At 66.5% G+C, this 20,101-nt stretch carries 16 protein-coding genes and 3 pseudogenes; 12 read left to right on the forward strand and 7 right to left on the reverse strand.

The annotated features are described in order from the left end of the window. Positions 1 to 76: 76 nt before the first annotated feature. Positions 77 to 1,330 (reverse strand): IS701 family transposase, encoded by a 1,254-nt coding sequence (locus OG462_RS44450; protein WP_406053542.1) that lies wholly within the window; start codon positions 1,328 to 1,330, stop codon positions 77 to 79. A 931-nt stretch (positions 1,331 to 2,261) separates the two neighbouring features. Here OG462_RS44450 and OG462_RS44455 point away from each other — a divergent pair. Continuing rightward, positions 2,262 to 2,450 (forward strand): hypothetical protein, encoded by a 189-nt coding sequence (locus OG462_RS44455; RefSeq protein ID WP_406053540.1) that lies wholly within the window; start codon positions 2,262 to 2,264, stop codon positions 2,448 to 2,450. Between the two features lie 137 nt (positions 2,451 to 2,587). On the opposite strand, the gene OG462_RS44460 is transcribed toward OG462_RS44455, so the two are convergent. From OG462_RS44460 to OG462_RS44470, 3 genes are all read right to left on the reverse strand, one after another. Then, positions 2,588 to 3,976 carry a cytochrome P450 gene (locus OG462_RS44460; RefSeq protein ID WP_406053538.1) on the reverse strand — a complete coding sequence of 463 codons (1,389 nt, stop codon included), beginning with the start codon at positions 3,974 to 3,976 and terminating at the stop codon, positions 2,588 to 2,590. A gap of 1,391 nt (positions 3,977 to 5,367) precedes the next feature. Beyond that, positions 5,368 to 6,111 (reverse strand): transposase family protein, encoded by a 744-nt coding sequence (locus tag OG462_RS44465; RefSeq protein WP_406053536.1) that lies wholly within the window; start codon positions 6,109 to 6,111, stop codon positions 5,368 to 5,370. 367 nt (positions 6,112 to 6,478) lie between these two features. Then, positions 6,479 to 6,697 carry a hypothetical protein gene (locus OG462_RS44470; RefSeq protein WP_406053534.1) on the reverse strand — a complete coding sequence of 73 codons (219 nt, stop codon included), beginning with the start codon at positions 6,695 to 6,697 and terminating at the stop codon, positions 6,479 to 6,481. A gap of 291 nt (positions 6,698 to 6,988) precedes the next feature. Here OG462_RS44470 and OG462_RS44475 point away from each other — a divergent pair, with 291 nt between their 5' ends. Then, complete coding sequence (locus OG462_RS44475; RefSeq protein ID WP_406053532.1) at positions 6,989 to 7,534, forward strand: hypothetical protein; 546 nt, start codon at positions 6,989 to 6,991, stop codon at positions 7,532 to 7,534. A gap of 1 nt (position 7,535) precedes the next feature. Further along, entirely contained in the window at positions 7,536 to 8,480 is a 945-nt protein-coding gene (locus tag OG462_RS44480; protein ID WP_406053530.1) for an HTTM domain-containing protein, read from the forward strand. A gap of 295 nt (positions 8,481 to 8,775) precedes the next feature. Here OG462_RS44480 and OG462_RS44485 read toward each other — a convergent pair whose 3' ends face one another. Beyond that, a complete protein-coding gene (locus tag OG462_RS44485; protein ID WP_406053528.1) occupies positions 8,776 to 9,315 on the reverse strand; it encodes a hypothetical protein in 540 nt (179 codons plus the stop codon). A gap of 437 nt (positions 9,316 to 9,752) precedes the next feature. Between OG462_RS44485 and OG462_RS44490 the strand changes: the two genes are divergently transcribed. The 7 genes and pseudogenes from OG462_RS44490 (at position 9,753) to OG462_RS44520 (ending at position 14,838) form a co-directional block, all read left to right on the forward strand. Beyond that, positions 9,753 to 10,985 (forward strand): IS4 family transposase, encoded by a 1,233-nt coding sequence (locus OG462_RS44490; protein ID WP_406053526.1) that lies wholly within the window; start codon positions 9,753 to 9,755, stop codon positions 10,983 to 10,985. A 345-nt stretch (positions 10,986 to 11,330) separates the two neighbouring features. Continuing rightward, positions 11,331 to 11,675 (forward strand): annotated as a pseudogene (locus OG462_RS44495) (ISAzo13-like element transposase-related protein); the annotation flags it as partial. A 12-nt stretch (positions 11,676 to 11,687) separates the two neighbouring features. Continuing rightward, positions 11,688 to 12,242 carry an ISAzo13-like element transposase-related protein gene (locus OG462_RS44500; RefSeq protein ID WP_406066917.1) on the forward strand — a complete coding sequence of 185 codons (555 nt, stop codon included), beginning with the start codon at positions 11,688 to 11,690 and terminating at the stop codon, positions 12,240 to 12,242. Positions 12,243 to 12,256: 14 nt separating this feature from the next. Further along, positions 12,257 to 12,594 (forward strand): annotated as a pseudogene (locus OG462_RS44505) (DDE-type integrase/transposase/recombinase); the annotation flags it as partial. Positions 12,595 to 12,838: 244 nt separating this feature from the next. Beyond that, a complete protein-coding gene (locus OG462_RS44510) occupies positions 12,839 to 13,021 on the forward strand; it encodes a hypothetical protein (RefSeq protein WP_406066311.1) in 183 nt (60 codons plus the stop codon). After that, positions 13,018 to 13,890, forward strand: coding sequence for an IS3 family transposase (locus OG462_RS44515; RefSeq protein ID WP_406053522.1), 873 nt, complete (start codon positions 13,018 to 13,020; stop codon positions 13,888 to 13,890). Before OG462_RS44510 ends, OG462_RS44515 begins: the two co-directional genes overlap by 4 nt. Before the next feature lie 639 nt (positions 13,891 to 14,529). Then, a complete protein-coding gene (locus OG462_RS44520; protein WP_406053478.1) occupies positions 14,530 to 14,838 on the forward strand; it encodes a hypothetical protein in 309 nt (102 codons plus the stop codon). 377 nt (positions 14,839 to 15,215) lie between these two features. On the opposite strand, the gene OG462_RS44525 is transcribed toward OG462_RS44520, so the two are convergent. Beyond that, positions 15,216 to 15,671 carry an ATP-binding protein gene (locus OG462_RS44525; RefSeq protein WP_406053520.1) on the reverse strand — a complete coding sequence of 152 codons (456 nt, stop codon included), beginning with the start codon at positions 15,669 to 15,671 and terminating at the stop codon, positions 15,216 to 15,218. Between the two features lie 1,979 nt (positions 15,672 to 17,650). Between OG462_RS44525 and OG462_RS44530 the strand changes: the two genes are divergently transcribed. After that, a complete protein-coding gene (locus tag OG462_RS44530; RefSeq protein WP_406053506.1) occupies positions 17,651 to 18,121 on the forward strand; it encodes an ATP-binding protein in 471 nt (156 codons plus the stop codon). A gap of 90 nt (positions 18,122 to 18,211) precedes the next feature. Continuing rightward, complete coding sequence (locus OG462_RS44535; protein ID WP_406053504.1) at positions 18,212 to 18,544, forward strand: STAS domain-containing protein; 333 nt, start codon at positions 18,212 to 18,214, stop codon at positions 18,542 to 18,544. Between the two features lie 580 nt (positions 18,545 to 19,124). On the opposite strand, the pseudogene OG462_RS44540 reads toward OG462_RS44535, so the two are convergent. Further along, a pseudogene (locus OG462_RS44540) lies at positions 19,125 to 19,820 on the reverse strand (transposase family protein); the annotation flags it as partial. Positions 19,821 to 20,101: the final 281 nt, after the last annotated feature.

A 20,101-nucleotide genomic window follows, 5' to 3' on the forward strand; every position in this document is an offset into this window, starting at 1 on the left:
AACCTTCATCTAGGTAAGTGTCCCGGCAGGATCATATTCATTCTCTGGAATCGTATGGCAGACTGGATTGAATTACTCATGCTGCCCGAGTCTGCGGTGAACCGAAATTACGGGTGGAGGAGGAAAAGTGACCTGCCTGGATACGGCAGTCCTTAAAGAGGAACATTGAAAGTGCATATGCAGCGGATACTAGTGTGACATGGCGGTTCCAACCCTCGTAGGAACGCCCTCTGAAATCCCGGATCCCGAGCCGGTCAGCAGCTTCCCCACACTCTTGATCGATGCGCTCGGGCAGTTTTGTCAGCTGGACCAGGGCGCACATATGTGCATTAGTAATGTTGGTGAGCCAGAGCTCTGCGGGCCACTCCCGTCGGCTCTGCCCCGTCGCCAGCAGGGTCAAGTCCGCAGGCCCCGTCACCTGGCGTATGCGGACTTGCACCGTTGCGGCGAGTTCAGGGTGCGTCTCCGGCTCGCGGGGCTGTGGCCGCCGAACCGGGCGAATGCAGCCGCTCCATCCTTTGACCATCTGACCCGCCGGTTGGAAGGCCCCGGTTCGGTTCGCCGGTCCTGGCTCAGCAGCCGCCAGAGGAGTGTTGTCGCTGATCCGTGCAACAAAAGGCACGCCTGCGTCATGAAACCGCTTGACCAATGAGGCCACATCGATCCGTCGGGCATCGATGACTACTGGCCTGACTGGCAGACCCCACCCGCTGGCTGTTTCCAGCGCTGCCTCAACGGCGCATTCCTCGAGGGTGCGTGCCGTCAGATCATCTGGAATCGACGCCTGGCGGCGCCGCTCCGGGTCTTCGAGCCACTTCTCCGGCAGCCGAAGCCGCCAGTTCACCGGGCTGCTGACATCCTCGGTGGAGGCCCACACACCAACGGCCTGCTGGGCGATGGCAACCTGGCCGAGTTCCGGAACGTACTGGCGCTCCGAGCCCACTGAGGTGGTGCCCCGCTTGGGAATGGCCAGGGGCACAGTCACCCAGGCTGCCGGCTGGAGGCTGCCCACCAGGTACTCGGCAAGCGCTTCACGCATCGGTGACCATTCCCATGTGGAGTTCGAGATGAAGTGATGAAGGCTCTGTGCCATGGTCGGATCGCCGTGCAGCGCAGCAATGTTGCGGATGGACCGTCGGCCGTCCGCGCCAAGCAGTCCGCGAAGATAAGCAAGGGCGTGCCGACGCTGATCACTACGATCGAGTGACTTGAACAGCACTGCAGTCAGTTGGCGAAGGGCGAAGTCCTCCTGCCGTACGCGCTGCGTCGGCAACGAGGCCGAGGAGCCTGCCAGGGTGTCGAACCCGGTCCTGCTTTCCGTCGCAGCCATGACCAGTCCTCCAGCATCGTCGCGCCTGCAGCCACTGAGATCCTGTCCGGCAACACTGATGCTGTGGCTAGGGCGCCAGGCTTGAGCGAAAGCACCTCAGGCCGCGACTGCCAGATAGGGCAAATCGGACTCTTCAACTGTGCGCTCCGGCCAGCACGACACTATGAGCAATCGATACTCATTACTGCTCCGGATGGCCGGTGGCTGCCCTGCCTACCGCCAGGCAGCAAGGTGTGATATCAGCCTCGCGCGTGACCGCTAGGCTCACTGCCGCGGAGGCGATATGCAGCAGAGACGCCGCCGACTCCGCCAGGACGATGTCTCACACACTGCGGACGATCGATCCCGCCGACGAGACCCGAGTTCGCGATGATTGCCGGGGTCGACGACGACCTGGCGGGCCCCTCCGCGCTCGCCTCGCTCTCCCAGCTCGAGTCACGCGCCTGCTACCCGCAAACGCCGCGAAGGGAAGCACCACGTCGCCGCCCTCATCGCATTGGCCCGACGCCGCATCGACGTCCTCCTCGCCATGCTCAGCGACGGCACCTTCTACCAGCCACCCACACCGGGCTACGGCTTGACGAGAGCCATAGAGGCGCCTTAAAGGCCCCGACACTCGAGCCGTCACCCCGCTGCGGCCGACTCGCTCTGCGAGCACGTCTGCCCAGCCCGCGCCACAGCACGTAGACCATCCCACAGACGCTGCCCGCGGCATCTGTGGGCAACTGGCCGGTATACCTCCGGAGCTGCCCGACTTCTTGACGGCCGCCCGCGTTCCAGGAGATCTCGGAGGAGGGCCCCGACACGCCGTTTCGACTCGCGCCGGCTGCTCGGCTTCGTCGCGAAGAAGGATCTCTCCCGGCGAGGCCTCGGAACCCTCGGGGACCGGTGCCAACGCGGGCGGGCTGCCGATCTTCCAGTACAGGACGCGATGCGGCAGGTCTACGGCCACACCGACAACTTCCCCGGCTACACCCAGCTCACGGTCAGCACGGCGGACTGCAAGCGGTCGCTGACGTTTTCGATCAACCCACAGACCAACAAGGGCCTCAAGCCCGCGCTGCTGGCCAGGGTCCGAGCGGTCCAGGAGGACCTCGCCTGCGCCCCGCTGCGACGCTGACCACGGTAGAAGCGGGCCCTGGTAGGCCTTCGGCGGCCGCCTCGCCAGCAACCGAATCTGACCTCAGCAACCAAGCCGGTTACACCGTTTGCTGGACAGACCCACGCCTCACCAACAACCCACTCACCGACTATTTCTCACCGACCTTGGTCGCGGCGGGCGTGCAGGCTCATGAGCAGGGGATGCGGCCGCAGGGTGCTGCTGAGCCGCGGCTGCGTTGTGGATTTGGGGTCGGGGTGAAGCTCAAAGCGGTTGACGATTGTGCTGAGGGCGAGGGTGGCTTCGGTCAGGGAGAAGGTGTCGCCGATGCACTTTCGGGAGCCGCCGCCGAAGGGGATGTAGGCGCCGCGGGGCGGGGCGGGGCGCTGGGAGAGCCAGCGGTCCGGATTGAAGGTGTCGGGGTCGGGGTAGATCTCGGGGCGCCGGTGGACGATGTATGGGCTGAGGAACACGTCGGTGCCGTTCGCAATCTTGTGTCCACCGAGTTCGGTGTCGGCTGTGGTGATCCGAGTGGTCAGTACCACGGGTGGATACAGGCGCATGGTCTCGATCAGGATGCGATAGGTGAAGTCCAGGCGGGGGATATCGGCCCAGGTTGCCGGCCGGCCGTCGAGGACTGTGTCGACTTCGGCTTGCAGTTGCTTCCGGATGTGGGGTTGCGTCCCGACAACGTGCAGTGCCCACGCCAGAAGAGTGGCGGTGGTTTCTGTGCCAGCCGCAAAGAAGGTGAATACCTGGTCGTGGATTTCCTGTTCGCTGAGTCGATCACCATCTTCGCCACGAGCAGCGAGAAGCGTTGCAAGGAGGTCACCGCGCTGTATCCCGGAGCGGCGATAGAATTCGATAGTCTGCTGGACGATTTCGTCCATGCGAGCGCGTGCCTGCGCGTAACGACGATTGGCAGGGGTGGGCAGCTTCATCAGCACAGGTAGCGGCGACGTTACACGTTTGAACAAGCCATCCAGCACAATACCCAGGCAGTCCATGAACTCTGAAATGGTGTCTGCATCGAGAGTGGCAGTGAACATGGTGCGTGCCGTTACCCGAGAGGTGATCTCCATCATCTCCGGAAGGACGTCAATCACTTGGCCGTCCTGCCAGGAGTCAAGCGCGGCAGAAATGTAGGGAGGCATCATATCTGCGTATTCGGCAAGACGGTCTTTATTGAAGGATGGCTGAATCAGCCGACGTTGACGCCGATGCGGCTCATAAGGGCAGGTCACCATGCCGTCACGCAACAGTGTCCGGGCCGTATCCATCACGGGGCCGCCCTTGTCGAATGTACGACTGTCGCGCAATACGAGATGGGAGAGTTCAGGGTCGCAAACGAGATAGGCGGTGCGGGTGCCGAGTCCGATCTTGACGAGATCGCCGAGTGCTGGAAGCGAGGACAGGAAATCTAGTGGAGTCCTCCGCAGAGCCACCGCATGGCCGAGAATCGGCAGTCTACGCGGAGCCATACTCAATTCCTGAGCCAGCGGCCCCGGCACCTTGACCGAGCTTTGCAGGGCCTTATTCGTCGCCATTCTTCTTCCCGTCTCGTCAGCCGCAATGAGTTGGATACTTAGGTCTCAGTTATCTTGCCTGCGCTGGGTCGCGGCGTTCTTCTCAGTCGTCTCCGTGATTCGCGGAGACGAGATCCGCCAGTTCGTGCTGGGGGCGCTCGAGTCTGGGACAGGGACCATATTGTGGCCACCTCTATCTCATCGATGCTCTCCCACCAGGTGAGAAGGTCCAGAACGCCCTGCCCTCCGCTCTGGGATCCCGGGACCGGCGGAAGGCCTTGTTGGTGAGCCCGGCGCCGGTCTCCGTCCAAGATGACAGCCAAGCGACGGAGGACGGGCGGGGCCATCTCATCGGGGAGTGTGACCATGTCTGTCACTCCCGGGGCTTGTTCCCATGGGATGCCTTCAGGTACTGGTACTGGATGGATCAGCCCCCAGAGCCGTGGCTTCTCACGGCACGACAGCTTCCAGAGGAGCCTGCGTTACACATGCTCCGTGAGAAGCCCTAGGTCTGCCTGAAATAGCCATGTTTTGTGTCAGGTCGGTTGCGGTCCCGCACACCCACGGGCCTATGCTGAACGGGCATCCTGATCGCGAACCCAACAATCTGCTGACGCGAAGAGCCGTCCAAATCGTGGCATCCGCGAATCAGCTTCAGATACGCTCAACCTTGATGCGGCTCACCGGCCCGGCGCGTTCGGCGGGGGACGTACGTCATCGGGATGCCGATGTTGATGTGGAGCACCCCGTCTCGACGACGTTCGGCCCGGTCTCGGCGTCCGCGACGGCCGACTAGGATACCGCGACCGCCACCGCGAAGGTGACATCGGTCCGCTGGCCCATGGGCGACGGAACCGCCACCTGCCCCGGCAGCCGCTACACCCCCGACCAGGGCAAGACGCCGTCCCCGATGTGCGGTCACTTCTCGAGCGTGTACGGCCAGCCCGGCGAGCGGTGCAAGGGCCGCGCCACCGCCACCTGGACCATCGAATGGGAGGCGCTCGCACTCAGAGACTCTCGGGCACCCCGACCGAGACCCGCGAGACCGTGGCCGTGGTAAGCGGCCGGGGCCAGCACTCACCACGGCGCATCACTGGACGTTCAGCGCCTGTGCCTCGACGAGGAGGCGGGGGAACACGGCCGGTTCTCCTCCAAGACCCTCGTGCCGTGGTGCCGCAAATCTCCGAAGATCAGCGAGGTGCTACCCCTGCTCCACCTCCACGGACTGTCGTTCGGTGACTTCGTGTCGGCGCTCGAAGAGTTCCTGGGTGGCGCGGCGGGTCTGCCGCCAGCCACCGTGACCCGGCCGCCGATTCAAGTGGACCGAGGGCCACTCCGCCATCCAGCACCCTGACCTGACCTACCGACTACGTCTACGTGTGGGCCGACGGAGGGGGGTGCATTGAGCTTGTTCAGCGGTGAGCCTCGAGGGTGAGGATGGCTTTGACGATTGACGTCATCCGGCTGGGGTTGCAGCGGGCTTTGCGGAGGATCCGCCAGGTCTTGACGGACGCGATGGATCTCTCAACGGGCCACCTGAGACGGGAATGTGCCCGGTTGACGCACCTCTGTTTGACCGTGAGGTCCTTGCCCGGCCGTCGCTTGTGGGGAACGGCGACGATGTCACCGGCTCCCTGGTAGCCGCGGTCGGCCAGGACCGGGATACCCAGTCGGATGCAGGTGGCGGTGATCCGGTGCTGTCGGGCCGCGGTCAGATCGTGGGCCCGTCCGGGCAGGGCGGGTGAAATCCATACCAGGGTGCCGTCCGGAGCGGTTACCACCTGGAGGTTCACCCCGTGCCGCTTTCCCGAATAATCCGTCCGGCCGTCGCCGGTCCGGTCGCACTCGGCGAGCGTCCCGTCCAACAGGGCATAGCGGGCATTGGCCGACCTCAAGGCCGCAGTCAGACCGGGCGCGAGTCCGGCCAGATGACCGATCACGGCGTGAACGTGGGTATCAGCGGTGCCCAGGCTGATCCCGAAGCCGGCCGCAAGCTGACGCAGGGTGTCGTTCTTCCGCAGGTACACCAGTGAGACCAGGGCACGCTGGGACGGCGACAGTTTGTACCTGCGGTCACCCTCCCGGGTGACGATCAGTATCGTGACCCACTCCACCAAGGCATGCGGGACATCGAGTACGGCACGATAAGGAACCACGAGGCCCCCGAGTTGAAGAGCTGCGGACGTCAGATACCCCGCTCAACAACTCGAGGGCCTCTCCCGTCATGCCTCCAAGCTGTCACCCGATCAGTGGCCACACTGAACAACCTCATTGACGCCAGAGACTCGGCAGCGCCGGGGCACGCTCGGCCAGCCTCGACGAGCGCGCAGGCCGGTTCGTAGCAGTACCCCGCCGGATTCGTCATGGGCACGGTGGATCAGCCGGGAGGCGAGGACGTTTTCGGTGCCGACTGCGGACATCGCGGGCTCGTCGAGACCCGGCATGCATGGCCTTGGCCAAAGGCGCTGCACGAGGCGGCAGGGGAAGGGCTATTGTCCCTTCCCCTGCCGCCCTCAGCTCCGGTCAGACCAGCAGCTCGTTGTGGTTTCCTAGCCAGCCACCACTGCCCCCACCGGGGGCAGTGGTGGTGCTGCTGTCCGTAGAACCGGTGGTGTCGGCCTGCACGGTGGTGGCCGGGCCAGCCACGACAACCGCCGCTACGGCTGCCGCAGCCGCGCCGGTTGCCGCCGTTCCCTTTGCAAATCGCCGAGCCTTGGTGCTCAAGTTCTTGTACCAGTTCATAATTAAGACTCCTTGGGAGGGGATTTTGCCGCGGAGAACGCCCGCAGGAGCTGGGGCATGGCTTCGCGTTGCGGGTTAGAGGTGGATGCTCGATCGGCGTCCCGGTCAGATCGGCATGCAGGGCACTTGACCTCGGCGACTCGAATCCCAAGAGTGAGGGAGGAAGATGAAAGATCGACTGAGCAATGGGTACTCATATCGCTATCCCGCATTCTGCACCCCAGTTCGGGTGAATCGGGCGAATCGGGAGAAAGGGTTGAACTTAATAGAGATGCGCGTAGCCTCTTCCATATGGCAGCAATATTTCGCCGGTTTCCTCGTCAGCTCTCTTGCCTCCAGGAGCGCATCGAGGCGAGCGTGTTCGGCCGGATACTGATCAGTTCTCTGGTCGTCGCGCTACTGTTTCCGGTATTGGAAAGGTGGTTGCCTCCTGGCCCTGTTCGTACACAAGCGGAGTCAGTTGGAGCCCCCATCCGTAACGCCGGCGGCGTGGACCAGAACTGGGGCATGTTCTCACCGAATCCGCCCAGACATGCTGAGGGCATCGACGTGATCGTGACGCTCAGCAATGGTCGTGAGGTGACTTGGAATGTCCCGCACGGTGACCCCCTGCTTAGCCATCTCTGGACCTACCGGTGGCAGAAGCTCAAGGAGAGCGCAGTGCGCCATGCGGAGATTCGTCCGGCGCTTGCCCTATGGGTCGCCGAGCAGGCTCAGCGCGATGGAGCGAGGGCAACGCACGTGCGTATCGTGCTCTCCTCTCGGAGTCTTCCGCCGCCGGGCTCCGCTGTCACCCCTCAGGAGAGCCAACAGATCCTCTACGACAAAGCACTCTGACATGACCGAACACATCACCGGGCCACGAGCTCGGCACGCCGAAACCAGCACGCCGAGTGCCACCGGTACCTGGAATACCTTCTGGTTCCAGCCACAGCCCATGACTAGCCTCGGCATCATCCGGATCTGCTTCGGACTGATAGTGCTGGTATGGACCCTCACGCTCCTGCCGGACCTGCTCACGTTCTACGGTCCCACTGGTGTAACCCCAGAGCCGCCGTCCTTCCGCTACAGCTGGGGACTGCTGCACCTGTTCCCCAGCAACCAGGCTGTGCTCATCGTATGGACCGTCATGCTCCTGGCAGCGGCTGCGCTCTCCGCAGGCTGGCACAGCCGCATCGCCGCCTCTGTCGTCTTCCTATGTCTGCTCTCCTTTACCAGACGCGATCCCGTCATCATCAACTCCGGCGACGGGCTTCTTGTCATCGAAGCTCTGTTCCTAGCCTTGGCTCCTACCGGGGCGGCATTGTCGCTAGACCGCCGTCGCACCACCGGATCCTTCTGGGACGCCCAGATACGGGCGCCGTGGACGCTCCGTCTACTGCAGATCCAAATGTGTGTCATCTACCTGACGACGGTGCAGCTCAAGCTCAAGGGCGAGACCTGGCCTGACGGTACGGCCGTCTCCTATTCGCTGCGGCTGCCCGATCTGGCGAATCTGTCGCCACCGGAGTGGATCGTTACCCAGCCGCTGCTCATGCAAGCCGCAACCTGGGGCACCCTCGCCCTCGAATTCGCCCTAGGTACCCTGGTATGGAACCTCCGCCTACGGCCCTGGATCCTCTCCGCCGGAGTCATGCTCCACCTATCGATCCACGCAACCTTGACAGTCGGCTTCTTCAGCTTTGCCATGTTCATCCTCTACCTCGCGTTCATCCCCCCTCGCACAGCAGACGCATACGCTGGCCGCCTTCACCGTTGGCTGGCCTTGAAGCACCGGCGATGACCAACCCCTTCAGGACATCGCGCCCAGCGCTTCGCCGGCAGCGACCTGCAATTCCGAGACGCCGGGCTTTGGCCCGTGAGATGCCGCGACGCCGCGATATATACGTGGCTGCCAGCCGCGGGCGTTGGCTGGGGCGTCTGTGCTGCGCAGAACGGCACTGATCGGCCTGGCGGCCGCGGCTTGCAAGAGTGTCGCGCCGGGCACGGCCACGTGACCCAGGTCGTCCTCGACGCAGGCCTCGGCGACGGCCGCTCCACCCGCAAGAACATGCTGCTCACCCGTCTTCACTGAGACGTCAGGCTCGGGGCGCAACCACGAAAGCCTTACGAGAGGCTGCGTGACCGGGCTCGAAGCGGATCACCTGATGTGATGCTTCAGCCAAGGCCGAGTCGCCGGCTGCGGGCGTCGTGAACGGCCTGGTGCAGACCCTGTACATGGGGTTCGCCAGGACGTACGCGGTCTTCGCGGACAGGTCCATCGCCCTCGTGGGGCTCTTCCTCTGGCAGGTGAAGGGCAGAGTGCCGCGGTTCCACGGGAAGTTCGACGAGACGGCGGCGAAGGATATGTGAAAGGGTCCCTTACCGTCGCCACCGCCGTCCGGGCCGGCGCCCTCGCCGTCTACGCCTCTGCCCGGGTCGCCCCGGAGGATGCGACCGAGGCGGACCTCCAGATCCTCGCCGCCGCCCCGGAGGTGCAGTTTGGAGGCGTACGGCCGGACCGGGACCTGCTTCGACAACGCCGTCGCGGAGAGCTTCTGGGCCCTGCTCGAAGAAGAGATTGGCACTCGCGTCCGGCCCGACCGGGCCACCGCCCGCTCCGAGGTCTTCGCGTTCATCGAGAGCTTCTACAACCACCGCCTGCGCAGGCACGAGAACTTCAGTTACCTCACCCCGACCGAAACCCGGCAACGGCACCAGCATCCTCGCGGCAACATGAACGAGTGTCCGGGATTACGGGAAACAGGCCAAGGGTTCGTTGCAGGTTGAGGTCCAGGCTGTTCAGGTGGAGGCTCGTGTAGACGTGCGGACCTGGTGGGTGAGCTGGTTCAGCGCGCGAGACCCGTTCCGTTGCAGAAGGTTCGGCCGGTGAGGTCCAAGCAGAGGGCCCGGGGGCTCCCGGCCAGTGCCGTGGTGACGGCCCGGTTGACCAGCGGAGTGGTGGCGAGGCCGAGTCCTCCAGTCAGGCAGAGCGGGACGGTGTCCCAGCACCACGGGGTGTGGGGTCTAGGGCCAATACCGGTGACTTTGGTGGGTGTTGGTCGTTGGGTGTGGTGTGCCGAGGCCTGGGCAGGTGAAGTCGTCGGGTGGCCGGTTGTCGGACCGGATCGCTCTGGGTGTGCTGACGCGGGTGTTTCCGCCGGAGTTGGCGGATGAGGTGGTGGCGGAGTGCGGGCGGGTCGAGCAGCGTTCACGGCTGTTGCCGGCCCGGGTGGTGGTGTATTTCGTGCTCGCGATGTGCCTGTTCTCCGGGCAGGGCTATGAGGAGGTGGCCCGGCTTTTGACGCAGGGGCTCGAGCGGGTGCGGCGGTGGGACAAGCCGTGGCCGGTGCCGACGACGGCGGCGATCGGGCGGGCCCGCCGGCGGTTGGGACCGGAGCCTTTGAAGGTGCTTTTCGGCCGGGTGTGCCGTCCGGTCGCGACGCCGGAGACGGTGGGTGCCTGGTATCGGCGGTGGCGTCTGGTCGCGGTCGACGGCACCGTCTTCGATGTCCCGGACACCGACGCCAACGGCGCCTTCTTCGGCCGGCCCGGCTCGGGCCGAGGTCAGCAGCGTAGTGCGTATCCGCAGGTGAGAGTGGCTGCTCTGGTGGAGTGCGGGACGCATGCGGTGTTCGCCGCGGCGACCGGCCCGTTGACGGTCCACGAACAGCACCTGATCCCCGGCCTGCTGGACCGCCTCACGCCGGGGATGCTGCTGATGGCCGACCGCGGCATCACCGGCTTCGGCCTGTGGCAAGCCGCGTCCGCCACGGGTGCGGACCTGTTGTGGAGAGTCCGCAAGAACATCGTCCTGCCGGTCCTGGAGACCTTCGAGGACGGCTCCTGCCTCTCCGAGATCGTGGCGAGCGGAGATCGCGGCCGCCGCGATCCGGCCCCGGTCCGTGTCATCGAATACCGGCTCGACGGACACGGCGAGGACACCGTCTACCGTCTGATCACCACGGTCTGCGACCCCGACGACGCACCCGCCGTCGAACTCGCCGCGCTCTACCACCAGCGGTGGGAGATCGAGAACACCCTGGACGAGATCAAGACCCACCAGGGCGGCCGGCAACTCGTCCTGCGCTCGGAGTATCCCGACGGTGTCGAGCAGGAGGTCTACGGATTCCTCCTCGTCCACCACGCACTGCGCGACGTCATGCACCACGCGGCATCCGAGGCCGGCCTCGATCCCGACCGGATCTCCTTCACTCGCACCCTCAACGCCGCCCGCCGCCACGTCACCGACCAAGCGGCGCTTTCCCCCCTCACGACTCCACCAAGCCCTGACCCACACCATCCGTGAGCTGCTCGAACGACTCCTTCCGCCCCGCAGACGACGCTCCAACCCCCGTGTCATCAAACGCAAAATGGCCAACTGGCACCTCAAACACACCGACCACCGCAACCCACCCCCACCACCGACTCACACCGTCACACTGGTGCCACCCACCAAACCAACCACCAGACGCCTTAAAACCGCCTAAATCACTAGTATTGGGTCTAAGGGTCTGCCGATCATCAAGGTGTTGCTTTCAGAGCTCGGGCTCGTTGGTGTCGTTTGCGCATCCCGGACGAGACTCGTGATCAACTTGCCGTGAAGTTCGCGGTGTTGTTCCCACACCTGGACGAACGACAGCGGCGGCTGCTGATGGCCGCGGAGGCCCGAGGACTGGGCCATGGCGGCATTCGGGCCGTGGCCCGGGCGGCCGGGGTGAGCGGGACGACGGTTCGCAAGGGCATGTCCGACCTGGAGACAGGCCAGTTCCTGACCGGGCGGGTGCGGCGGCCGGGCGGCGGACGCAAACGCGTCGCGGACCTCGACCCTGGACTGCGGGGTGCCCTGCTGAGCCTGGTCGAGCCGGACGAACGTGGTGATCCGATGTCGCCGTTGCGGTGGACGACGAAGTCGACCCGCACGCTGGCGGCCGAGCTGACCCGTCAGGGTCACCGGGTCGGTGCGGACACCGTCGCCGGTCTGCTGCGGCAGGAGGGGTCCCGCACCGGACTGCGGGTGAAGGCCGAGCTGGACACCAACACCTACCCCACCGGCGTCGGTGTCGGCGACGCGGAGATGGCGGCCCTGCCGCTGACCCGGCACACCTTCCACGGCGAGTGGAACTATGCCCTGCACCCCCAGCCGAGCCCGGCCGTCCCGGCAGCCCGCAACGGCCGGCCACCGACACCGCCGTGGCACTCGGCGCTGCTGTCCGACCCCGAACTGACGGGCCTGACTCCACACCAGCTGCAGAACCTCATCCACATCCTGGCCGCGAAGGGCCTTCCCCGCCGCGGACGCCCACCCCGCCTCACCTTCGCCGACCAGGTCCTGGCCACCGTGCTCCACCTGCGCGTCAACCTGGCCGCGGAACCTCTTGCCGTTCTGTTCAACAGCAGCCGCACCGCAATGCACCGCACCCTGCTGAAGATCAGGAAACTGCTTGAAGCACAGGGCATCATCATCTCGCCGGCCGTCATCCCACCGACCGCCCTGCCAGCCCTTCGAGCCCGAGTGGCCGCCCAAAGCAGCAGCCCCAACAGCAAGATCAAAGCGGCAGGTTAATGATCGGCAGACCCTTAGTGATGCGTGCCTTCACCGCGGACACGCTCAACACAAAGTGGTGCGGCGACATCACTTACATGGCCGTCGGTTCGGCCTGGCTTTACTCGCCACGGTGATCGACATCTGCTCGAGGAAGGTCGTGGGCTGGTCAACCGCGGACCATATGCGCACCTCGCTGGTCACCGACGCGATCGCGATGGCCGTGGCCGCCCACGGTGGCCGGGTCCACGGCGTCGTCTTCCACACCGACAGGGGCGCTCAGTACAGCGCGGCAGCCTTCGCCGAGGTCTGCCGACGGCACGGCATCCTCCGCAGCATGGGCCGGGTCGGCTCGAGCTACGAGCACGCTGTCACAACTCGTCGCATGAAACCCGGTGTCCACTCCCCGGGATCAACCTCACTTGGGCTTGATCCGCTTTGACGGACATCGGAGATCAGGGGCTTGGGCCCCGGAAGGATGATGTTCATCATGGAGAGCATGGGGAAGAAGAAGGCGCGTCCTCGGCGCTCGTTCACGTGGGAGTTCAAGGCCGAGATCGTCGAGCTGTCGCCGGCGGGGTGACCGCTCGGTCGGTCAGGTCGCCAAGGACTTCGACCTGACCGAGACCGCGGTCCGCGACTGGGTCCGCCAGGCCCAGGTCGACGCCGGTGAACGTGACGGCCTGACCAGCAGCGAACGCGAGGAACTGGCGGCTCTGCGGCGGGAGAACCGCCGCTTGCGCGAGGACGTCGACATCCTCAAGCGTGCGACGGCTTTCTTCGCGACGGAGACCCGGTGAACGTGGACCCGTTCACCGAGGCGGAGAAAACAGCAGGTCACACCGTCAAACGGACGTGTGAACTCCTCAAGGTCTCCCGGACCGCCTACTACGCCCGCCGCAACGGCACCCCCGGCCCCCGTTCGGTGAGAGACGCCGAGCTGACCGAACAGATCACAGCCGTCCACCAGCAGTCCCGCGGCACCTATGGCGCCCCGCGCGTCCACGCTGTCCTTCAGCGTGAAGGAGCCGGCTGCGGGCGGCGCCGGGTCGCCCGTCTGATGCGACAGGCCGGCCTGACCGGCCGGCACCGCAGGCGCCGCCACCGCACCACCGTTCCCGACCCGCACACGGTGACCCGGCCTGACCTGGTGCTTCGCGACTTCCAGCCCGACCCCGCCGCGATCGACACCCGCTGGTGCGGGGACATCACCTACATCGCCACCGACGAGGGCTGGCTCTACCTCGCCACCGTCATCGACATCGCCTCCCGCCGCGTCGTCGGCTGGGCCACCGCCGACCACCTGCGGACCGAACTCGTCGCCGACGCCCTCACGGCCGCCTGCCGAACCCGCCGCCCGGCCAGCCCGGTGATCTTCCAGTCCGACCGCGGCTGCCAATACACCAGCAGTGAACTCGCCACCCTGGCAACAGATTTCGGCATCAGGCTTTCAGTCGGACGCACTGGCCAATGCTGGGACAACGCCCTCGCCGAATCGTTCTTCTCCACCCTCAAGAACGAGCTCGGCGACAGCCGGCCATGGCCCAGCCGGGCCGCAGCCCACACCGCGATATTCGAGTGGACCGAGAGCTGGTACAACTTGCACCGGCTCCACAGCAGCCTCGGCTACCGCAGCCCCGCCGAATACGAGACCGCCCTCGCAGCCTGACCACCACACCAAACGTGTCCGTCAAAGCGGAACAAGCTCACGACGAGGAACCCTGGCCGAGACCCGGCAGACGACTTACCCAAGCCCCGTGACCTGTGCGGGTCACCATTCGGGTCACCATTGCCAAGGGCGGACCCGAGGACCAGGAGCGCGATTCCGGCCGCCCTGGCCGCGTACGTCGCCGATGCGGCGTGTACGTCACCGTGATGGCGTACAGCCGGGTCTTCGTTCGCCGGTTGCGGCGGCCCCGTCGGAACGGTGAGACGTGGCTCTGCCAAGTGTTCGAGCGGCGGGGGCCGGTCCGATTGCTCGACGGGTCGCCTGGTCGGTCGCGCGGTGAGTTGCCGGGCCGGTTGCCGACCTGCACGAGTGCATCCTGCGTCCGCGCAGGTCACGGGCTGCGGGTCGCCGGATTCCGGAGCCGACACCTCTGATTCGCCTGCAGTGCCAGGTGAGGTGTCTTCCTGTTCCTCCCTGGGGTGGTGGGGTACGGCCTGGTGCTCCGTCAGGCTGCGTAGCCCGCCAAGGGTCTCGCTGCTGGCCGGCGGCCTCGGGTGCGGGCGCATCCCCCGGGCAGGCTGTCCCGTGCTCTCGCGGGGCCCGTATCTCCCGCTGCGCGGCGCTTGAGATCATGGGGGCATGACCAGCACTGAGCCATCCATGACAGATGCGCAGCAGCGGAGAAACGAGCTGCAGGCGCTCCACCGGCGCCAGGTAGACGCTCTCGATGCCTATGACAGGGCACTTGAGCAGACTTCTCTTGCTCAGGCTGCCCTCACCCAGTCTGTTGTCGAGGCTGTGAATGTGTTCGGGGGTATTGGCATGGCGACAGAACTGCTGGGCATTACGGCCAAGGAAGCGCGTGCTCATGTCGCGGCTCATGAGGCGGCGGTGAATCAGCAGTCGGATCCGGTTGCCGGATCAGTCTTGGAAGCTGGCGACGGCTGAGCGGCCCTGGGCCTGCATGGGGCTCTGGCTTCAACGGCCTGGCGAGTCATTGCAGACGGCAGGCTGTTCAGCGGTTCACCTTCCTGGTGCCTGGCCATCGGCGGGTGCGCGGGGAGCGGCAGCCGGAAACCGGGTGGAGCCTGTAGTGCCTGCCGGCGTCGGCTGCCCGGATCCCGTTGCGCAAGGTCTCCGGGTTGACCCTCAGATCCGCGGCGGTCTGCTCGGTCGGTGCCCGTGGTCGTCGAGGTGTCCCGGCACGGCGAAGTGGGGCGGGATTATCTCCCGCCCCACTTCGTGGCCCGGCGCACGTGGCGTCCCCTGGTGCGGCCGGACAGACCGGCCCGCGTGTCAGGGCGGGGCCGGGGCTATGAGGTGCGTCAAGCGGCGATGCGTGCCCAGTGGGTGGTGCCGCTGGGGTGTGTGCGGGTGCCGTGGGTTTCGGCGAGGGTGTCCACGATGGTGGGGCCGTGTTCGTCGTCGGCGCGAGAGGTGGTCCTTGTGCCTTCTGTCTCGACGGGGCCGCCGTCGGTGACCCCTACCCAGACTCGGCTGCCGGTCCGCTCGCGGTGCAGGTGCAGTGCGAGGGGCGGTGCGGCGTGCTCGACGGCGTTGGTGACCAGTTCGGACACGACCAGCAGTACCGCATCGCTGGCCACCTGCCACTCGTCCAGCACCGCCTGCGCTGCGTGCCGGGCGGTTCGGACGGCCTGCGGCCGGTGGTCCAGGGCCTCGGTCACGTCATTGCTGTCCACGGGCGGGCGCGGAGCGGGAACCCGCACGCCCTCGCCACCGGTCTGGCCGGTGATGATGGTGTTGTATTCGGTGGCGTACATGACGATCACTTCCGAAGAACGGCTGCTTTTCAGCCCTGGGTTTCCGTCTCTGTACTGACCACCTTCCTCCGGCCGCCGAGTGGGTACCTGAGCAACACATACCCAAAACGAGACATATCCGGCGCATGTGGTGTCCCAGGTGGCGGGGAGTGGGGCAGCGCCGGGTGAAACCCGGAGGGCCTGCCTGCGTTGCCGGGTCTCCGGGCCAGTCCCTGTCTCCTGGAGCGGCGGCGGCCGGGGTGGCGGGGGCTGCCAGGGGGTGTGAGGTACGGAGTGGGCCCAGGGGGCCGGGTTACCGTCGAGAGCGGCGTGCAGGGCTGCGGCGAGTTCGCGTGCCCAGGGTTCGCTGTTCACGTCGTGGAGCACGTAGCAGACCGGACCACCGAAGGAGCCGGAGCGGATCTGTCGGGCACGGAGCAGGCGGGTGACGGCCTGGCGGACGCTGTCGTGCGCCGCGGTGTCGATGGTGTGCCGGGGTGTGGTGAGTGTGCCGGCTTTGACTGTCCACCGCGGGCCGTGGTGTCGATGGCGAGGAACACCGCCCGCCGTTCTTCGGCGGCGGAAGGCGGTGTTGAAGGCCTCGACGCCTGTCGCGTCTGGGATGAGAGGGCGGGCAGGTGACCGGGAGCAGCTGCATCGGATCATCCTCCCCGGCGACGGGAGAACCACCGGGTTGACGCGGCCCGTGTCCCTGGGGCACCAGGGGCGTTGGGTTGTGTGGTGTGTGCGCGGGTCCGGGCACCCCGCGGCCGGACCCGCGCCGTCCGCGGCCCCGATTCCACGCCCGGCGTCGGGGCCGCTCCTCAGATCCGCGGTTCTCTCCTGGACCGTGTGGCCGGCCGCTCCGGTCCTTCCTCCGGACCGGGATTTCGCGCTGCCAGCGACGCCCCATGGCCGCACTGGCCTGGGCGTGGAGGCTGGGGGCCTGTGTTGCGGGCCAGGGGGGCGTCTGGATGGCTCTGTGGGCGCCTTTGGTTCTGGTGGCGGTGGCGTGAGGTGTTCTCTGCGATGGCAGAGCCGCGGTGCGGGCAGCCAGGGGCGGGCTGTTCAGCTGGTGGCTGTTCGCGTGGGGTGGCTTGTCTGCGGGTTGCCGGGAGGCTGTGCCCCGGACCTGACGGGGAACGGGTGCGAAGCCGTTTGTCAGGTCCGGGGTTGTGCCGGTGGAAGAGCCTGCGCCGTGTGACCTGGGCGAAGCGGCCGACACTCGTGGCAGCGGGCCCCGGCGGAGGCTGGCGAGGCCTGCTGCGTATCTCGCTCGGACTCTAGCGGGCCGTGTGCCGTGCCTGCGTGCGCCACGCTGGTGGCGTTGCAGGGTGAACAGTTCAGACTTGACGACACACGGAATCATTTCCGCCGGGCCCTGGAAGCCCAGATCAGCAGCCCGCTGGAGGCTGCAGCCGCACTCGCCGTACAGGACGACTGTCCCCGAGCGAGCGTGTGGCGCCCGCCTGGGTCACGGGCGTGGGGAGATGCTGTGCCGACGTGGTGCGTGTCTTTGGGGGCCCGGGGGCGTTGAGGTGTGTGACGCGTGCACAGGTCCGGGCGCCCCACGCCCAGGCCACGTTGTCAGCGGCCCCGGTTCTTACGCCTCGGCACCGGGGCCGCCCCCAAAGTCCGCGGTGCCTTCCCGGGCTGTGTGGACAGCCGCTCATGCTTCGTTGCTGTTCCCAGGGCCTGGCTTGGAAAGCTGCCGGTACGGCTTTCCCCGGCCCCCGTCCCGCCCCGAGTCTCTCTTCGCGGGGTCCTGTCGGCACCGGCGACGGTGCTCGGCAGGGCTGTCTGGGCAGGGCTCGGCGGTGGCTCCGTGGTGTCGTTGCGGGCGGCTGTTTCGCTGGGTTCGGCGCTGAGGGCCCAGACTCTTCCGATGTCCGTTTTTCCTGTTTTTGGGTATTGCTTGCTCAGGGTTTCTGTGCTGTGGGGGAGTGTGCTGGAAGTACCAGAGAAGGTACTTCCAGACCCACTGGCAGGCAGTGATCCCGATGACGACGACCACGTTCTCCCGTAACGGACAGCAGCGTTCCGCGCTGTCTGCCGTGCCGGATGGCGGGCGCGGGTTCAGCCTGTCTCTGGAGCACGGGCCGCTTGCCCCGGCCACTGCCCGTCACGCGGTGAGGCCGGTGCTGGAGGCCTGGGGGCTGGACGCGGACCGGGTGTATGACACGCTGCTGGTCGTCTCCGAGCTGGTCACGAACGCTGTCACTCATGCGCTTCCGCCGGTTGTCCTGCATCTGCAGGGTTCGGTGGACGCCTCGGGCCGGGTCCAGGTTCATGTCACCGACGGCGGGCCGCGCACGGAAGCCGGCCACGGCAGCTGGGCCGCCGCCCGGCCCGAGGACGAGCATGGCCGGGGTGACCAGATCGTCTCCGCCCTCGCCGGCCACACCGGCACCGGGACCGAGGCCGGTCTCGACGGGCTGATCGACCACTGGGCGGGCCTCGACGCAGCCTGACGTCCGTCCCGCATCCTGCAAAAGCCCGCACTGAAACAAGCGGAAGAGGAGACTGGAAGCCTGTTGCGTCCCATGGAGCCGGAGGCGCCCGTGCGAGCGGACCAGCTGCTGCAAGCCCACACCGTGTGGTGGGGCGGCACCGTCCTGCTCCGCCTCGAGGGAGAACTCGACATCGCCACCGCCCCGCTCCTCGACCGGGCCGTCTCCTCCGCACTGGCCGCAGGGCCAGACCTCCTCTGCCTCGACCTCACCGCCCTCGCCTTCTGCGACGTGACGGGCCTGCACGCACTGCGCCGCCTCACCGACCAGACCCACGCCGCCCACACCCGCCTGCACCTGGCCGGCCTGCACCCCCGGCTCCGCTACACCCTCGACCGGCTGAAAACCCTCTCCCCCTGGAACCCACCCGTCCTCCAGCACTGACGAGGGCAACTGCTGTAACTCCACCCGGAAGTGTTCCATCCGGCTGTCATCCTGACGCCCAGCCGGGTGCGGGACCGGCCAGCACCTGATAACCCCCGCCCTCGGCGCTCGATCGGGCGCCGCTGTCACCGTGCGTCGAGATGCAGACGCTGAATGTCCGGTGACCGATGGCAGGTTTGGTGGCCGGTCAGACCCACGATGGTCCCGGCTGCTCACTACTTCGCTTGCCAGGCCTCGGTCGGCTGGTGGATAGCAGAAGACCAGTGCCCGGAGTGATCCGGTCGGTGATGACTGCGCGGTCAGCGCTGCTCGTAGGGATCGCTGTAGAGGGTCAGTGACTGACGTGCTACTGGCGGCCGCACAGTCGCCGGGCTGGTCGTGGACCGGTTTGCGGATGGAGCAATGATCACTCACTCCGAAGGAAGGGATTCCATGGTCGACTAGGGTCGACGCAGCAGGTACCCCCCTCGATGTGTCAGCTGCATGGGCTGTCCCGGCTGGGCCGGGACAGCCCATGCAGTCGCACCCTCCCGGTGCCCCATATGAGACTCGGGCGTGAAGCTCACGCTCCGTGCAGCGGGCTTCGGCGGGAGATGCGCCAGGTCTTGATTCGTGCGATGCCGCGTTCGGCCGGGCAGCGGGGCCTGGCGTGGGCCCGGTTCAGGGACCGTTGTCGGGTGGTGAGCTCTTTGCGGGGCCGCCGTCGCTGGGGAACGGTGAAGGTTCCGCCTGCTCCGAGGTAGTCGGGGCCGGCCAGGGCCGGGACGCCAAGGCGGATGCAGGTGGTGGTGATCTGGTGTTTCCGGGCTGCGGTGAGGTCGTGGGTTCGGCCCGGCAGGGCTTGTGAGATCCACAGGATTCGGCCTGACGCATCGGTGATGACCTGCAGGTTCACCCCGTGGCGGCGGTGCTTGCCGGAGTAGCCGGCCCGGCCGCCGGCGGCCCGGTCGCACTAGGTGAGAGTCCCGTCCACCAGTACGTATGCCTGCTTCGCCGCGTCCGGCCTGCCGCGCAGTGCGGCGGTCAGTCCGGGTGCCCGACGGGCGAGGAGGGTGACGGCTTGGCGGACGCAGGCGTGGGCCGTTCCGGCGCTGATGCGGAAACCGGAGGCGATCTGGGCGAGGGTGAGGTGGTGTCGCAGATACACCAGTGCGACGATCGCCCGTCCGGACGGGCGGAGCCTGCATCGGCGGTCACCCTCACGGAGGACGATGAGCATGGTGACCGTCTCGACCAGGGCGTGGGGCAGGCCGAGTGATGCAGGACAGGTGACCAACGGGGCTCCCCGGCAGGCGGGATGAGATGTCAGGTACCTCCCTCAACTGCCGAGGAGCCCCGTCCGTTCTGCCACGACCCGCTGCCCGTTCCCCTCACCCGATCAGTGGCCACTCTGAAAGAGCTCTGTGCTTTGAGCCGGACCGGCCAGTTGCGACGTGCGGCACCGGGTCGCCAACCGCCCCAGGAAAATTTGTTGGCACCAAGACCTTCAGATGACGAGACTGCATGGGTGACCACCCTGCCGCTGTTGCCCGGCCTGCTCCCACTGGGCGCTGCGGA

This window comes from Streptomyces sp. NBC_01077 (genome assembly GCF_045162855.1).
GTDB lineage: Bacteria > Actinomycetota > Actinomycetes > Streptomycetales > Streptomycetaceae > Streptomyces.

Bases quoted from the DNA above. Each gene is read 5' to 3' on its own strand.
- OG462_RS44530 (WP_406053506.1), top strand. From the start codon at position 17,651: ATGACGACGACCACGTTCTCCCGTAACGGACAGCAGCGTTCCGCGCTG.
- OG462_RS44460 (WP_406053538.1), bottom strand. From the start codon at position 3,976: ATGGCGACGAATAAGGCCCTGCAAAGCTCGGTCAAGGTGCCGGGGCCG.
- OG462_RS44520 (WP_406053478.1), top strand. From the start codon at position 14,530: ATGACCAGCACTGAGCCATCCATGACAGATGCGCAGCAGCGGAGAAAC.
- OG462_RS44470 (WP_406053534.1), bottom strand. From the start codon at position 6,697: ATGAACTGGTACAAGAACTTGAGCACCAAGGCTCGGCGATTTGCAAAG.
- OG462_RS44525 (WP_406053520.1), bottom strand. From the start codon at position 15,671: ATGTACGCCACCGAATACAACACCATCATCACCGGCCAGACCGGTGGC.
- OG462_RS44455 (WP_406053540.1), top strand. From the start codon at position 2,262: ATGCGGCAGGTCTACGGCCACACCGACAACTTCCCCGGCTACACCCAG.
- OG462_RS44475 (WP_406053532.1), top strand. From the start codon at position 6,989: ATGGCAGCAATATTTCGCCGGTTTCCTCGTCAGCTCTCTTGCCTCCAG.
- OG462_RS44480 (WP_406053530.1), top strand. From the start codon at position 7,536: ATGACCGAACACATCACCGGGCCACGAGCTCGGCACGCCGAAACCAGC.
- OG462_RS44485 (WP_406053528.1), bottom strand. From the start codon at position 9,315: ATGAACGCGAAGACCTCGGAGCGGGCGGTGGCCCGGTCGGGCCGGACG.
- OG462_RS44450 (WP_406053542.1), bottom strand. From the start codon at position 1,330: ATGGCTGCGACGGAAAGCAGGACCGGGTTCGACACCCTGGCAGGCTCC.